This window comes from Streptomyces sp. NBC_00631 (genome assembly GCF_045206895.1).
GTDB lineage: Bacteria > Actinomycetota > Actinomycetes > Streptomycetales > Streptomycetaceae > Streptomyces.
Map to the genome: position 1 here is coordinate 9,829,184 of NZ_CP107734.1, position 16,068 is coordinate 9,845,251.

10 protein-coding genes are annotated in these 16,068 nt (G+C 69.9%); 5 read left to right on the plus strand and 5 right to left on the minus strand.

Translation table 11 applies throughout. From position 1 onward, the window contains the following. Positions 1-69: 69 nt before the first annotated feature. Positions 70-3,600, minus strand: coding sequence for a BTAD domain-containing putative transcriptional regulator (locus OHB00_RS44570; protein WP_406443781.1), 3,531 nt, complete (start codon positions 3,598-3,600; stop codon positions 70-72). Positions 3,601-3,779: 179 nt separating this feature from the next. On the opposite strand from OHB00_RS44570, the gene OHB00_RS44575 reads away from it, so the two are divergent. From OHB00_RS44575 to OHB00_RS44590, 4 genes are all read left to right on the plus strand, one after another. After that, complete coding sequence (locus tag OHB00_RS44575; protein ID WP_406443782.1) at positions 3,780-4,202, plus strand: hypothetical protein; 423 nt, start codon at positions 3,780-3,782, stop codon at positions 4,200-4,202. 576 nt (positions 4,203-4,778) lie between these two features. Further along, complete coding sequence (locus OHB00_RS44580; RefSeq protein WP_406443784.1) at positions 4,779-6,362, plus strand: peptidoglycan-binding protein; 1,584 nt, start codon at positions 4,779-4,781, stop codon at positions 6,360-6,362. Between the two features lie 408 nt (positions 6,363-6,770). Beyond that, complete coding sequence (locus tag OHB00_RS44585) at positions 6,771-7,799, plus strand: NAD-dependent epimerase/dehydratase family protein (RefSeq protein WP_406443786.1); 1,029 nt, start codon at positions 6,771-6,773, stop codon at positions 7,797-7,799. A gap of 10 nt (positions 7,800-7,809) precedes the next feature. Further along, complete coding sequence (locus OHB00_RS44590; RefSeq protein ID WP_406443788.1) at positions 7,810-8,625, plus strand: helix-turn-helix domain-containing protein; 816 nt, start codon at positions 7,810-7,812, stop codon at positions 8,623-8,625. A 331-nt stretch (positions 8,626-8,956) separates the two neighbouring features. On the opposite strand, the gene OHB00_RS44595 is transcribed toward OHB00_RS44590, so the two are convergent. After that, on the minus strand, positions 8,957-9,907 hold the full coding sequence (locus tag OHB00_RS44595; RefSeq protein ID WP_406443789.1) for a DUF2236 domain-containing protein: 951 nt from the start codon (positions 9,905-9,907) through the stop codon (positions 8,957-8,959). A gap of 292 nt (positions 9,908-10,199) precedes the next feature. Between OHB00_RS44595 and OHB00_RS44600 the strand changes: the two genes are divergently transcribed. After that, positions 10,200-11,765 (plus strand): serine/threonine-protein kinase, encoded by a 1,566-nt coding sequence (locus tag OHB00_RS44600; protein WP_406443791.1) that lies wholly within the window; start codon positions 10,200-10,202, stop codon positions 11,763-11,765. A 295-nt stretch (positions 11,766-12,060) separates the two neighbouring features. On the opposite strand, the gene OHB00_RS44605 is transcribed toward OHB00_RS44600, so the two are convergent. The 3 genes from OHB00_RS44605 to OHB00_RS44615 form a co-directional block, all read right to left on the minus strand. Beyond that, entirely contained in the window at positions 12,061-12,678 is a 618-nt protein-coding gene (locus OHB00_RS44605; RefSeq protein WP_406443793.1) for a helix-turn-helix domain-containing protein, read from the minus strand. A 474-nt stretch (positions 12,679-13,152) separates the two neighbouring features. Beyond that, the gene (locus OHB00_RS44610; RefSeq protein WP_406443795.1) at positions 13,153-14,676 is read right to left on the minus strand and encodes an aldehyde dehydrogenase family protein; all 1,524 of its coding nucleotides are present in this window, start codon (positions 14,674-14,676) and stop codon (positions 13,153-13,155) included. 96 nt (positions 14,677-14,772) lie between these two features. After that, on the minus strand, positions 14,773-16,029 hold the full coding sequence (locus OHB00_RS44615) for a GAF domain-containing protein (protein ID WP_406443797.1): 1,257 nt from the start codon (positions 16,027-16,029) through the stop codon (positions 14,773-14,775). Positions 16,030-16,068 lie beyond the last annotated feature (39 nt).

Genomic DNA, 16,068 nt, shown 5'->3' on the forward strand with positions numbered 1-16,068 from the left:
CGCTGACGGATGATCTCGTCGCCGGACCTGCCCGAGCGGCCCGACGCCCACATACAGGAGTGTCTCACCTCATCCCCGGGGCGGTGCGCCGGTCGTGATCTGCTGGTGTTCGTGATCTGCCAGTTCGGACAGAGCGACCGCTCCGCAACCGGCAGCCAAGGATCTGGCCTGCTCCAGCTGTGCAAGTCCCTCGGCCTGGCGGCCGGAGGAGGCCAGCGCGAGACCGGCCGTCAGCCGCGCCACGGCTTCGTGGAGAGGGGACCGGGCCGCGGTGAACTCGGTGGCGGCCCTGCATGCGGTCGAACCCGCTGCCGGGTCCTGGCAGGCGAGCTGTACCTCGGCGTGCGCGAGCAGGCTGAAACCGCGCTCGACGGGCAACCCGTCAGGGCCTGCGGCAGCGGACGCGCGGCCGGCCCAGGTCTCAGCAGCTGTTGTGTTGCCCAACGCCAGCTCTGCCGTGACAAGGACCCGGAACCACAGGGGGCGCACCGGGGCCTCGAATCCCAGGAGTTCGGGGCCGCCGCCGGCTTCCAGCACCTTGGAGACGCAGCCGGCCGGATCGCCGTTGAACAGCAGCGTGTTGCCGAGCATCGCGATCATCGCTGATCTCCGTGCTCCTGGTACTGCGCCGGCCTGGGCGAGCGAGTCCTCGCAGATCTTCCGCGCCCCGGAGAAGTCCCCCCGCCACATCGAGACCGCTGAGCTGACCACCTCTGCCAGCGACCGAGGCTCGCTGCTGCCGACGAGTGATGCCGCTTCCAAGGCGTCGTCGGCGTACACTGCGGCCTCGTCGAGACGTCCCAGCCACAGGAAAGCGTAGGCGGACGCGGCGAACAGGTCGGCGAGCAGGTGGCTGCGACCGGTGCGCCGAGACAGGTCGAGCCCGCGGTGCAGGTGGCGCAGCGCGGTGTCGTAGCGCCCGTGGAACATCGCCGTCCACCCCACCGCGACAAGAGTGTTCATGTTCTCGGCCAGATACTCGTCGTCGGCAGCGTCGAGTACCGCGAGCACCGTGCCGAGAAGGCCGGCTGACCGTGCGGTGTCGCCGTCGCCGATACAGGCCAGTGCGAGTACGGCTCGGATCTCATTGATCATCTGCGGGTCGTCGGCCTGCAGCGCCGTGCGCAGCGCGCGTTCGCTCCACGCGACAGCGGTGGGGAAGTCGTTCGTACGCAGGGCCACGACGGCAACCCCCACCTCCAACGCGGCTGTTTCGGGTTCCGGATGCCCGTCGCGACCCGCGAGCTCCTTGAACAAGAGCGCCTTGGCATCGTCGTAGCGGCCGAGCATCCAGTCCGTCGTGGCCCGGGCGGCCGTCACACGCGCCCTCTGCTTCCGCTCCTGGACGGGAAGAAGAGATGCCGCAGTCCGCAGGACGGCGCGGCACTCGTGAAGGCGTCCGGCCAGGCCAAGGGCGTCGGCTTGCTGGATCCACAGTTCGGGCCGCAGTCGGTTCTGATCGCCGAGCAGTCGCAGTGCCTGTGCCGTCCAGTGTGCGGCGGTGGCCGGCGCGATCGTCATCGTCTGCCGGGCGGCCCGGACCAGGATGTCCACAGCCTGTTCGTCTCCTGTCCGCGCCGAATACTGGACGTGCAGGGCTTGCGCGGACAGTGGTGCCCCGCGACGCGTCAGCCCGTCCGCAGCCCGGGCATGCGCCTCGATCCGCCAGCCGGCACCCGCCCCCTGGTACACCGCCGACCGCACCAGCGGGTGACGAAACCGGAACTGGAGTGTCGAACCGATCTGGCGTACCAGATCGCGTTCCGCGGCCTGGTCCAGGGCCGCGAGTGCCCGCGCCTGGCTGGTCCCGGCCACCACCGCCACCATGTCGGCTTCGAAGGCGTCCCCGAGTACCGAGGCCGCCTGCACACAGGCCCTCGCGGTGGCCGACAGACCAGTCATCTCCGCCAGCAGAGCGACCTTCACCGATTGAGGCAGAGCGTCGGTATCGGCCGCCGGATCGGCCCGTGCCACCGCCGGACCGGCCAAGAAGGCCCCTCGGCTCTCCCGCCCAGCCATACGGATCAGTGCCTCCAGATAGAACGGGTTGCCGCCGCTGGCCTCATAACACCGCTGGAAGTCCTCATGATCCGTCCTGGCCCCGCACAACTCCGCTGCCTCAGCTCGGGACAGCGGACCCAGATCGATCCGGGTGACTCGCCCCTGCTCACTCGCCCGGGCCATCGCTGCGGCCAGCCGCACCGGCACCTGCCGCGGACGGTAAGAGACGGCGAGCAGCAGCGGAGTGCGCGGTGGATGGCGCACCAGATGGTCGATCAACTCGGCTGTGGCGTCGTCCGCCCAGTGCACGTCGTCGAGGCCGAGCACGAGCCCGTCGTCGGCGCTGAGCGTCTCCAGGAGTGCCCGTACGGCCCGATGCATCCAGTACCGCTCGACAACCACCGTCCGTTCTCCGGTGCGAAACCGGTCGGCGAGCGCCGGAAAGACCGTGCCCAGCACATCGACCGTGCCGGGCGATGACGATCCGTCCGGATGCGGCTGGAGGGTGACCACATGGCCGAGGTGATCGTCCAACGCATCCACGAACGCGCCGTACGGTGCTTGGTCGAACTCCGCACTCCGCCCGTCCAGGGCCAGGAAACCGCGCTCGCGTGCCCGCTCGCACAGTTCGTCAAGAAGGTGGGTCTTTCCGATGCCCGGTTCTCCCACGATCTCGACCACTGCGGGCACACCGGCCAAGGTGTCATGCACGGCCTGGTCCAGGCTCGCCAGCTCGGCCGCACGCCCGATGAAACGCCCCCTCGCACGGGACCGCTGCACCGGTGCAGCCACGCGTGACGGGACTGATCTCTCACGGGTGGTGCCCCGCCCGTTGCTGACGGCGGAGACGTTCAGGGAAGGGTCGGCGGTGAGGATGCGCTGATGCAACTCCCTTAGTGGGAGGCCTGGGTCACATCCGAGTTCCTCGGCCAGCAGCGACCGGGTCCGTGCGTAGTGGCCCAGGGCGTCGGCCGGGCGGCCACCCTGGTACAGGGCGAGGATGAACTGGCCGGCCAGCCGTTCGTCCAGCGGATACGCACGGACCCGGGCGGCCAGGCCGGTCAGTAACTCGGCATGGTGTCCCAGGCGCAGGAGGACGTCGGCCCGATCGAGTTCGACAGCGGCCCGTTCCTGGTTCACCACGTCACGCAGAGCGTTGACCCAAGGTGTGTCCAAACCAGCGAAGGCTTCCCCCCGCCACAGACCGAGTGCTTGATCGAACAGTGTCGCGGCCGGCCCGTCCTGCCCGCTGCGTTCGGCTGTCCGCGCCCGTGACACGAGGTCGCGGAAACGGTGCAGATCCACCGCCACCGCCTCCACCGGCAGTACGTAGCCCCCGCTTTTCCGAACGATGACCGCCCCTTCCGTCCCGGCCAACGCCTGCCTGAGACGGGACAGATAGCCGTACAGCGTGTTTCGGGCTCGCTGCGGAGGATGGTCGGCCCAGACACGATCGACGAGCTGGTCGGCCGAAACCACCTGGTTCGCCTCGACCAGCAGCACCGCCAGCACACACCGCTGCCGGGCGTGGCCCAGGTCGACAGCGCGTCCGCCGACACGTGCCTCGACATGGCCGAGCAGTGTGAACTCCGCTGACACGACGCCACCTCCGGGGCGTGACTCTAGGCCTCAGACACACGCCTTGAACAGGCGATTCAAGGCTTGTCCAAGGTTTGCGGCAGGCCGGCCGAGGACGGTGGTGACGCAAGGGGACGAACCCCGGGCCTGCGCACAGCGGCCCTGCCGGCATGTACCCAGATCCAAGGAGGACGCTCACGATGCGCAACACCCTCACATTCCGAAGGCCTGCTCTGCTGGCCGCAGCACTTCTCGGCGCCACCGCGGCCCTGGCAGGGGCCCCCACCGCCCACGCGACGACGTCGACCTCGGCAGCAACGGTCAAGCCCGCCATCAACCAGGTCACCTGCGGCTCCCGCACGGACTGGCTGCGCCTGTGGACCGAGTACCACGGCTACCCGGTGTGCTACGCGAACAACGGCACCATCACGTACGGCTTCAACCCGCCCGTCAACACCTGGACGTCGTACGGAATCTGCTTCGGCAACAACAGCGGTACGGTGACGTACTACGTCGACGGCGCCTGGACCACGAAGTCGTACGGCAGCGGGGACTGCGACAACTGGTCGTCGCGGTACGGCACCACCGTCGAGGTCGGCCGCATCGCCATCACGGGCCGCTGACCGCCAAGAACCGGCCCACCACTCCCGATTGTGCAGCCCGCCGCGGTCGGCGATGCCTGGTCCTCTCTACGCGCAGCGGCTCCGGTTTGCCACGCGCCGTGGTGTTCAGGCCCAGCCACTCGCCGACCGCCCTGACCCGCACCGGGCCGGCGGCCTCCCGCACGATCGCCAGGATCTTGCGCTGGCGTCGCTCACCGCTCCGAACAGTGTTCGAGGACCCCGGAAAGCTCTGGGCGGCTTCCCGCTGCTTCCACGGCACCAGCGTCCCCGTGGCCGAGACCTGGGCCGGCTCCCACGCAGCCGGCCCGTTCGGCGGCCGGGCCGGAGCCGACCCGCTCAACCGTCACGCTGCTACGGATCCCGGCAGGTCAGTGCCGGTGTCGTCCCGCAATCCCACCAGATCCCGACTCGCTGTGGACGCGGGCCGTACCGGGGCCCAAGGATCACCTGCAGCGCTGCTTCCGACTGGCACCGCCCAAGCGCCGGACAGTTGGCTCGGGCAGCACTCGAATGCCCCGTCGCCCAGCGGCCCCCGCGTTGCTCACCGCAACCAGACGTCAAGGATTGGTATATGTCATGAACCTGCCTGACCGCAGTCATCAATTGTCTCGACGCAGGCTGTTGACCCTCGCAGGCGGCGCCGCGCTGGCCACCGCGGCCGGTATCGGATTCGCCCAGTCGGCGTCCGCGGCGTCCGCGGCGACCGGCTACGGGATCGACTACTCCGACGCGTCGCTCACCGCCGGTTCGGTCGCCGCGGCAGGCTATGGCTTCGTGTGCCGTTACCTCAGCTGGCTGCCGAACCCGAAGGTCCTCACCCTGTCCGAGGCTCAGGCCCTGACCGCCGCGGATCTGGGCATCGTCTCCAACTGGGAGTCCGACGGGCTGCAGTCCTGGCAGAGCGGCGTCCCCTCCGACCCCTACTCGCAGGGGGCCGGGCATGCCACCGAGGCGCAGCGGCAAGCGCTGGCCAACGGGATGCCGTCGTCGCGGCCGATCTACTTCAGCGTCGACTTCGACCTTCAGCCCTCGATGTACTCCGCGCTCAACTCCTACTTCGACGGCGTCGCCTCGGTGATCGGCCGGTCTCGGACCGGTGCGTACGGCGGCTACCACGTGATCCAGGAACTCTTCGACAACGGGAAGATAGCCTGGGGCTGGCAGACGTACGCGTGGTCCGGCGGGAACTGGGACAGCCGCGCACAGTTGCGGCAGGTCCAGAACGACATCACGGTCGCCGGCCATGACGCGGACCTCGACCAGGCGATGGCCGCCGACTTCGGGCAGTGGGGCGGCAAGGGCGGCACCGGCGGCGGTGTCATCCTGCCGTCCTGGCCGAACATCACCGAAGGCATGACGGGGCCCAGCGTGCAGGCGGCGCAGTACCTGCTGCGCTACCACGGTGCCTCGATCACCGCCGACGGCCAGTTCGGGTCGGCCACTCTCGCCGCGACCAAGAGCTTCCAGTCCGCGCACGGTCTGGGCGTGGACGGTCAGATAGGTCCGCAGACCTGGTCGGCGCTGATCGTCCAGGTCCAGGAGGGCTCCAGCGGCGACGACGTCCGGGCCGCCCAGGTGGAGCTGAACCGGTTCGGCTACGGCCTTACTGTCGACGGCAGCTTCGGTTCCGGCACCGACAGCGCCGCCCGGGCCTTCCAGTCCGCGCACGGCCTGGGCGTGGACGGCCAGGTGGGACCGCAGACCTGGCAGATGCTCGTGGGTACCGGGAACGGCGCCTCGGGCGGTAGCACCGTCGCGCCGCCCTGGCCGAATGTCATCGACGGCGACACCGGGAACAATGTGCTGGCCGCGCAGTACCTGCTGCGCTACCACGGTGCCTCGATCACCGCCGACGGCCAGTTCGGGCCGGCCACTCTCGCCGCGACCAAGAGCTTCCAGTCCGCGCACGGCCTGGGAGTGGACGGCCAGATAGGTCCGCAGACCTGGTCGGCGCTGATCGTCCAGGTCCAGGAGGGCTCCAGCGGCGACGACGTCCGGGCCGCCCAGGTGGAGCTGAACAAGTTCGGCTACGGCCTTACTGTCGACGGCAGCTTCGGTTCCGGCACCGACAGCGCCGCCCGGGCCTTCCAGTCCGCGCACGGCCTGGGAGTGGACGGCCAGATAGGCCCGCAGACCTGGCAGATGCTCGTCGGCAGCTGACCGCCGAGCCCCTCCGATGGCGAGCACGCGGGGCGGGGCGACCGCGACGGTTCCTTCGTCCCGCACTCGCTCGCAGCGGCCGACGAGCCCTCGATCAACGTCACCCGCCCCCGCCTGGGCCGACTCGTCCGTGACCGGAATCTGGTCCGGAAATATTCCGGATCAGGGGGGCAACGCTGGGACACCGGTGGGATAAATCTGGGGCAAGGAACCTTTTCGCTGTGCTGCCTGAACAGTGACCGACAAGGGCCTGACGGGGGATTCGCCAGTTCAGGCGCCCTCTTCCGGGCCTCTGGTCTGGCGCCGCATCCAGCAACGTGTAGGGGGCAGCGTCGCTGAGCCTGTCCCTCTGAGTACTGGTATCGGCGAGACCTGGATGGCGATGATCCGGGCATCGACCATGAAGGCATGGCACACGTACTCGTCACGGGCGGAACCGGGTTTCTGGGTTCCCACATGATTGCGCGGCTCCTGACCACCGGGCACACGGTCACGACCACGGTGCGCTCCCTGGCACGACGCCCTGACGTCGAGCGGATGCTCGCCGTGGCCGGAGCCCCGCATACGGACAGTGTTTCCTACCTGGAGGCGGATCTGACCTCTGACCGGGGCTGGGACCGGGCCGTGGCGGGAGTCGACTTCGTCCTGCACATGGCCTCGCCGTTTCCCGGAGCGCGGCCGAAGTACGAGCACGAGGTGATCGTCCCGGCCCGTGACGGAGCCTTGCGGGTCCTGCGGGCCGCCCGGGACGCCGGGGTCCGGCGCACGGTGCTGACCTCCTCCTTCGCCGCGGTGGGCTACGGCCATGGCCGGACCGGACGGACGTTCAGCGAGGACGACTGGACGCAGACCGACGGGCCTGGGGTGTCGGCGTACATCAAGTCCAAGGCGGTTGCCGAACGGGCAGCCTGGGACTTCGTCGAGCGCGAGGGCGACGGCCTGGAGCTGACGGTCGTCAACCCTGTGGGGATCTTCGGGCCGGTCCTCGGACCTGACTACTCCGCGTCGATCCGTGTCATCCACGCGATGCTGACCGGCGGGATGCGCGCGGCGCCGCCGATCTGGACCAACACGGTCGACGTACGCGACGCGGCTGACCTGCATCTTCGTGCCATGACGGCGCCTCAGGCAGCCGGACAGCGGTACCTGGCCCTCGCCGGTGAACCGGTTTCCTTCCATCACATCGCCCTGGCGTTGCGCGCGCGGCTGGGCGAGGCCGCCGCCAAGGCACCCACCGGCTCGGCCCCGGCCTGGCTGCTGCGCCTGCTGGCCGCGGTCAACCCGGCGCTGCGGGAGACGGTGCCGCAGCTGGGTGTCGTACGCCGCGCCTCCAACGCGAAGGCCCGCAAGGAGCTTGACTGGTCCCCGCGTTCCAACGAGGACGCCGTCGTGGCCACCGCGGAGAGCCTGGTCCGCCTCGGAGTGCTGAACGGTTAGCGTCAGGAGCATGACGCGCGAGACGGCCGATACCCTGGGCGAGTTCCTGCGGGCCCGGCGCGGGCAGATCAGCCCCCAGCAGGTCGGCCTGCCCGTCGGCGAGCGGCGCCGGGTCCCCGGACTGCGGCGCGAAGAGGTCGCCCAGCTCGCCGGCATCAGTCCCGAGTACTACCTGCGCCTGGAGCAGGGCCGCAACCTCAACCCCTCCGACCAGATCCTGACCGCCCTGGCCGGTGCCCTCCAGCTGGACGAGGACGCCGTCGCCTACCTGCACCGCCTCGCCCACCCCGCCCCACCCACCCGCAGGCCACGCGGCCGCGCCCGTACCCACCAGGGCGATCTGCAACCACTGTTGGACAGCTGGCAGCAGACCCCCGCCTACGCCCAGGGCCCCAGCGGACGGGTCGTCGCCGCGAACCGGCTGGCCGTGCTCCTGTGCCCCTTCTACGCCATCGGCCACGATCCGCTGCGGGCCGCCTTCCTCGAACCCGAGATGCGCAGCCTCTACCCCCAGTGGGACGACATGACCGCGAAGGCCGTCTCCGGACTGCGCGCCATGATCGACGTCGACGAGGCCGACCCGGAGCTACTGGAGACCATCGGCGAACTCACCCTCGCCAGCGAGCGGTTCAGCACCCTGTGGACCCGCCGCGAGGTCCGCCGCCGCGACACCGGCCTCACCCGGCTGAACCACCCGCTCGTCGGCGAACTCGACCTGCACTACGAGAAGATGGTGCGCCCGCAGGCCCACCAGCTGATTGTCGTCTACTACGCCGACCAGGGCTCCACCAGCGCCGAACGTCTGGCACTTCTCAGCAGCCTCTGACCAACGCTGAGGTTGAGGCCGAGGTGCAGGGCCTTGCAGAGGCGCGCGTGCAGTCGCTGCCGGGTATCCGGTCCGTGGCCAGTGAGTACCGCACCGGAGCGATTCACGAGGGCGGATCGACTCGCTGGGACTGGACGAGAACGGGCGCCAGCCATCGTCGAGTGCAAGCGGGGGTGTTGATCCTGGAGTGATCAACCAAGGCTTGTCCCACCTCTCATGGTTGGAGGACCACCGGGCTGAGTTCGAGCACCTGGTCGCGACCGGCTCGGAGACCTGGCGGCCTCCGAGGTCCTGTGGAGTTCGCCCCGGCGGCGCGGCGCGTACCCGTTGCTCATGACTCGGAGTGCCACTCATGCGCAGCCTGTTCAGGCGTGTCGGCACGGCTGGTCTGACGGGGCTCAAGGGAGCGGAGTTGTTCGGACGTGAGCCGAGTTCGCCGGAGTCGTTCGGGAAGCGGTGTGCGGTGGTCGGGCAGTAGCGCCTGGGCGCGGAACGCCGACTTCAGGAAGAACCGGATCGTACGCTCGCGGCGAGGGCTCATCCAGCCGATGCGGTGGAGGCGGCAGACGCTCTCGCCGGCGAGGTAGCGGGTCAGGTCTCGGCCGAACGCCCTGAAGGGGACGGGGAACCAGCGTTCGGCGAAGAAGTCCATCATCGCGGTGGCGACCCGGTGGCCCGACTCCGTCTGCTCGTACGGCCGTGCGTCAAACTTCGCGGCGAACTCGGTCATCGCGGTCCAGTCCTCGGGGAACGCCTCGCCGGCCAGCGGTCCGGACTCGCGTTCCAGGAGGTGGAAGAGGGCCCGGGCCCAGTGGTGCCAGGCCACCTTCATGGGTTCGCTGGTGCCGGGCAGGCCCAGCGAGGTCTGCAGGCGGTCGCCGAACGTGGCGAGCAGGACCAGGGGATAGACGAAGTCGTCGATGTCGTCGAAGTTGCCGGGCAGGTGCGGGGTGCCGTGGGCGAGGGCCCGGTGGACGCGGTTCAGGCGTTCGGCGGCTCTGCGACCCGCGGCGCTGGAGAGGCCGTCCACCATCCAGGCCATCAGGAACTCGTTGCCGTCCTGGAAGCGCCGGTGCGGTCTCTTCTCCAGCTTCCCGGTGTGGGCCAGGGTGGCGGCGGTCATGGCCGGCTGCATCATGCGCATCGTGCCCGGGTAGATCGTCATCGCCAGGGCGAATTCCGGGATGCGATGGCCGACGTAGAGCGAGATCATCCGCTCCCAGTCCGTCTCGGGGTCCAGGCCCGCCAGTTCGCGGTCGACCCACTTGTACCCGAAGGGCAATGTCGGTTCCCTCTGTCGCGGAGCGCTGCGCCATCCCACCCTGGCCCCTGCCGGAAATGCGGCGTCTTCCTACCCGGACTACCCGGACCACGGCGCCTGGTCCCCCTGAGAGGAGGACGCCCTGCCTCCACTCCGCGATGCAGCGGTTGCATGTGACCTGCAATACAGTGTTCCTCAAAAGGCCTTCGGCTCAAGGAAGTTGACGACAGGTAAGCGCAATCTGCTCCGCTATGCTCATGCCGTTCGAACGGGCGACGGCGCCGGTGGACGCCGAAACCGCCGGGAAGGAAAGATGAGCGAGCGCGTGATATCCGGAGATGGCGACGCTGACGCGGTAACTGGTTTCGAACGTGCTTTGGAGCGGCTGGTCGCCGGCCGCTATCGGTTGTACGGGGTCCTGGGCAGAGGTGGGATGGGCACGGTCTGGCGCGCCCACGACCAGTTGCTGGACCGTCCGGTGGCCGTCAAGGAACTGCACATCCTCACCGCCGGCGACGAGGAGCACCGCACCCGGCTGCGTCGGGCGATCCGCGAGGCGCGGGCCGTAGCCCGAGTGCCACACCCGCATGTGGTCGGCGTTCACGACCTGGTCGAGTACGAGGACCGGCTGTGGATCGTCATGGAACTTGTCGACGGCCCCTCGTTGGCTCACCGCATCGCCGAGAGCGGACCGCTCACGCCGGAGCAGACGGCCGCGATCGGTCTGCAAGTCCTCGATGCGCTCGAAGCCGTACACGCGGTCGGTGCCCTGCACCGCGACGTCAAACCCGGCAACGTTCTGCTGCGCCGCGACGGCAGCGCGGTTCTCACGGACTTCGGCATCGCGGCCCTCGACGACGGCGACTTCCTCACCACCACCGGCGAATTCGTGGGTTCCCTGGAATTCATGGCACCCGAGCGGGTGACCGGCGCGGAGGCGGGGCCGGCCTCTGACCTGTGGTCCCTGGGCGTCACCCTCGCCACGGTCTGTGGCGGGCACTCTCCGTTCCGCAGGCCGGCCGGGCCGGCGACCCTGCACGCCGTGGCATACGAGGAGCCCGTCCTGCCAGAAAGGCTGGGTCCGTTGCGGCCGGTCGTCGGGGCGCTGCTGCGTAAGTCCCCGAAGGAGCGCCCTGCCGCGGCTGTCGTTGGCTCCGAGTTGCGGCGTGTCATGGGGGGTGAGGCGGGCAAAGGGCCGCAGCTCTCGGAAGGTGCGCGTGGACTGGAGGTTTCCGCTCGGTGGGCCGACGCGGAGACCGTGACCAGAGGACAGTCGGGCACCGCCGTGTTCGGAGAGCCGGTGCCGACACAGTGGAGTACCACGTCGCTGGAGCCCACACCGACTCAGTTGTCCCGCCCAGGGGGTCCGAAGCGGCTGCGGTGGGTGCTGGCAGGTACGGCAGTGCCGGCCGCGGCGGCCGTTGCGGCGCTGTTTCTCACCGGGGCGCTGCCGTTCCAGAGGGGCACCGACACGACGACCGTAAGCCAGGTCGTTCAGTCGGCCACCGGCTGGCAGCCGGTGGCCGGTGTGTCCGTCCAGCGGGGCGACCGGATCACCGTGCGGTTCGTCTCGGGGGAGTGGACGGCCGACCACAGAAACATGCCCATGATCGGGCCGACCGGATACGGCGCGCAGATCGACAAGAAGTTTGAATTTGCGAAGGACTGCAAGGTCAAGTCCTCAGCGCCGTTCGGTGCTCTGCTGGCGTTTCTCGCGGGTGTCAAGAACGCCCCGGTTCACACCGTCGGACGGGAGCTGACCTTCAAGGCGGCAGGGAGCGGCACCCTGGAAATGGGCATGAACGACACCGCCGGGGCCTGCTCCGCCGACAACAGGGGCGAGCTGAACGTGCGGGTGAGTCTGACACACCCGAAGTGAGCAGCACCGGACCTCCGTGGCCTCGGTGATCGGCTATCAGCTCGCCGCCCGGCCTCGCGGCCATGCCGTCCCTGGTCTTCGCCGGCGTCATGCTGCCTTTCCTGGCCAAGCGGGCATGGGGCCGGGCGGGACTCCGGCAGCACGACATGGAACGTCTGATCGACACGCTCTCGGTCGTTCCGGTGCTTGCCGAGTGCCGTCTCCCAGCTCCCTGTCGGTACCGAGCCACCGGGTCGGGAGCCGCTCGTCTCGCTGCTGCCGTCATGGCGAGCGGCGGATGAGCGTCGGGTCCACCTCAGCTCTCGGCCTGCTCGGCCGAGCGGGCGTATGCGGTCGGTGCCTGGCCGTGGTGCTTCATGAAGGTGCGGATGAAGTGGCTGCTGTCCGCGAACTGCCAGTGGGCGGCGAGTTCGGAGACGCTCGGCCGGTCCGCGGGCGAGTTGGGGGCGAGCAGGGCCCATGCCGGCCGCCGGTGGCGGATGCAGGCGGTCACCGACTCCCCTGCGGTGGCGAACGACCGCTGCAAGGTGCGTGCGGAGACACCGAGTTCGCGCGCCTGCATCGCCGAGGACGGTCCGGCGTCGGTGAGGTGACGGTCCGTGAGGTCTTTCGCCGCCTGGACGAGCGCCGGCGCCAGCAGCGGCTCCACGTCGTCGAAGCGGCCTGTCGTCACGGCTCTGGCCAACTCGATCAGCGTGCCGTGCGCGGCGAGCACGCCGGCCGGGCCGAGGCCGGCGAGGGTTTCGTGAATCATGTTCGCGTGGGCCACCGGCAGCCGTAGCTCCGCCGAGTCCGTCGGCCCGGTGATGCCCCTGTTCCCGGGCAGCGACCTGAACGCCACGGAGGGCAGCGAGAGGATCTTCGCCGAACTCGGCGTCGCCGCGGCCGAGATCCCGTTCTTCGTCGACTCCACCGTCCTGAAGGCCGACAGGTTCCTGCACCTGCCGGTCGAGGAGCCGAGCCACCGGCGCAGCGACACGCCCGCGCGCGCGTGCGCTTCGTCGGTTCGCCTGGGGACGTGCCAGGGAAGCCGCACTCACCTTGGACGAGCACGCACTGAACCTCGTCAAGCGGCCGTACGACCTGCGCCACGCTGGCATCTCCTTCTGGCCGGCCTCCGGGGTGGACCCCGCAGAATGCGCCCGCAAGGCACACCAGAGCGTCCACGTCCTCTTCCGCTACTACGCGAAGTTCCTGGCCGGAACCCGAGACCACGCCAACCAGTTGATAGAGGAGGCGATGAACCGTTGGGAGAGCTCGCCGTCTCCGGACGGCACGCCAGTGGGGCAAAACGGCAGTAGGGCGTCTTTTCGTTCTGCTGCTGAACAGCGCCGCAGCAGGGCGCCTGACGGGAGATTCCCCAGTTCAGGCGCCCTTTTCTGTACCTCTAGAAGAAGCCCAGCTTCTTCGGCGAGTACGACACCAGTAGATTCTTGGTCTGCTGGTAGTGCTCCAGCATCATCTTGTGTGTCTCGCGGCCGATCCCCGACTGCTTGTAGCCGCCGAACGCCGCGTGCGCCGGGTACGCGTGGTAGCAGTTGGTCCACACCCGGCCCGCCTGGATCGAGCGGCCGGCCCGGTACGCGGTGTTGATGTCGCGGGTCCACACGCCCGCACCGAGCCCGTACAGCGTGTCGTTGGCCATCTTGATCGCGTCGTCGAAGTCGTCGAACGACGTCACCGAGACCACCGGGCCGAAGATCTCCTCCTGGAAGATCCGCATCCGGTTGTCGCCCTCGAAGATGGTCGGCTGGACGTAGTAACCGCCCTTCAACTCGCCGTCGTAGTCGATGCGTTCACCACCCGTGAGGACCTTCGCTCCCTCCTGCCGGCCGATGTCCAGGTAGGAGAGGATCTTCTCCAGCTGGTCGTTGGAGGCCTGGGCGCCGATCATCGTGTCGGTGTCGAGCGGGTGACCCGGCTTGATCAGGCGGGTCCGGGCGACCGCCGCCTCCATGAACTCGGCGTAGTGGCCGCGCTGGACGAGCGCCCGGGACGGGCAGGTGCAGACCTCGCCCTGGTTGAGCGCGAACATCGTGAAGCCCTCAAGGGCCTTGTCGCGGAAGTCGTCGTCGTGCGCCCAGACGTCGTCGAAGAAGATGTTCGGGGACTTGCCGCCGAGTTCGAGCGTGACCGGTTTGATGTTCTCCGAGGCGTACTGCATGATCAGCCGCCCCGTGGTGGTCTCACCGGTGAAGGCGACCTTCGCCACCCGGGGGCTCGACGCCAGCGGCTTGCCCGCCTCCACGCCGAACCCGTTGACGATGTTCACCACGCCCGGCGGCAGCAGATCCGCGATCAGGCTCATCCAGTAGTGGAGGGAGGCCGGGGTCTGCTCGGCCGGCTTGATGACGACCGCGTTCCCGGCCGCGAGGGCCGGCGCCAGCTTCCAGGTCGCCATCAGGATGGGGAAGTTCCACGGGATGATCTGCGCGACGACACCGAGCGGCTCGTGGAAGTGGTACGCCACCGTGTCGTCGTCGACCTCGCCCAGCGACCCCTCCTGCGCGCGGATCGCCCCCGCGAAGTAGCGGAAGTGGTCGATCGCGAGCGGGATGTCGGCGGCCAGTGTCTCCCGTACCGGCTTGCCGTTCTCCCAGCTCTCGGCGACCGCGAGCGGTTCGAGGTGGGCCTCCATCCGGTCGGCGATCTTGAGCAGGATGTCGGAGCGCTCCGTCACCGACGTACGGCCCCAGCCCGGCGCCGCCGCGTGCGCCGCGTCCAGCGCCCGCTCCACGTCCTCGGCGGTGCCCCGCGCCACCTCGGTGAACGGCAGCCCGTTCACCGGCGACGGGTTCTCGAAGTACTGCCCCCGGGCCGGCGGCACGTACTCGCCGCCGATGAAGTGGTCGTAGCGCGCCTGGTAGGAGACGATCGCGCCCTCGGTGCCGGGCGCCGCGTAACGGGTCATGGTGGCCTGCCTCCTTGCAGATGCGCTGCCCGCCGTCGGGCAGCTTCCGGCGCGGAGGCTAGGGGAGCGGAGGTTGCGAGCACGTTGCGCCGCAGCTCAGCCGGGCGGCGCCGCGAACTCCGTTTCCAGGGCCGCCAGCCGGGACCGTACGACCGCCGTGGGCCGCACCGCCGCCAGCGCCCGCCACACCTCGACGTCGTCCTCGCCCCACGGCGCGTGCGCCCAGTCCGCCAGCAGGTCCGGGTCGTGGCCCGCGATCAGCGCGGTCCGCAGCCCGTCCGCCAGCCGCTGCCTGAGCCGTACGACCGCGGGTGCCTGCGAGCCCGGCAGCAGGTGCCCGGTGTACGCTCCCGCGGCCGCCGTCACCGCCCCCGCCTCCAGCCGTCGCTCCACCACGGTCACGTCCGACTCGACCCGCGCGGTCAGCCGGTACGGCCGGGAGGCGAGCAGCCCCGGGCCCAGCAGCCGGCGCAGCCGCACCAGCTCCGCCCGCAGCGTCACCGGCGTCACCGACTCGTCCTCGTACAGCGCGCACAGCAGCTCGTCGCCGGTGAGCCCCTCCGGGTGGCGGGACAGCAGCACCAGCAACTCGCTGTGCCGGCGGCCCAGCCGCAGCCGGCGGCCGTCCAGGCGGAGCGCGGCCTCGTCACGGCCGAGCGCCGTCAGCGCGGGCACCTCGTCCGCGGGCACCGGCGGATCGAGCAGCGCCAGCTGCGACTCCGCGGCCCGCGCCACAGCCTGGACGAAGCCCAGGCTGTGCGGATGCGCCAGCCGGTCGCCGCCGGTGATGTCCACGGCACCCAGCACCCGCCCGGTGCGCGGATCGTGCACCGGCGCCGCCGCGCACGTCCACGGCTGCACCCGCCGGATGAAGTGCTCCGCCGCGAACACCTGCACCGACCGGTCCACGGCCACCGCCGTGCCCGGCGCGTTGGTGCCGACCGCGGTCTCCGACCAGCGCGCGCCCGGCACGAAGTTCATCCGGTCCGCCCGGCGCCGGGTCGCCGGATGCCCCTCGACCCACAACAGCCTGCCGTCCGCGTCGCACACCGCCAGCAGATGTTCGCCGTCCGCCGCGAACGTGCCCATCAGCTCCCGGATCAGCGGCATCACCCGGGCCAGCGGATGCTCCGCCCGATAGGTCCCGAGGTCACCGTCCGTCAGCTCCACGCGCGCCGCACCGTCCGGTCCCACCCCGGCCCGCGCGGAACGCCGCCACGACTCGGCCACCACGGACCGCACCGGGCGCGGCACGGTGCCCGCCGTGGTGAACGTCTCGTGCGCCCGGCGCAGCGCCCGGACGCGCTCGGCAGGGTCGGCCCCTGGCTCCAGGGCCACCCAGGGATCGGTCAACTCGGCCTCCCGACGGCGATGCGGCTCGGGGACATCGTC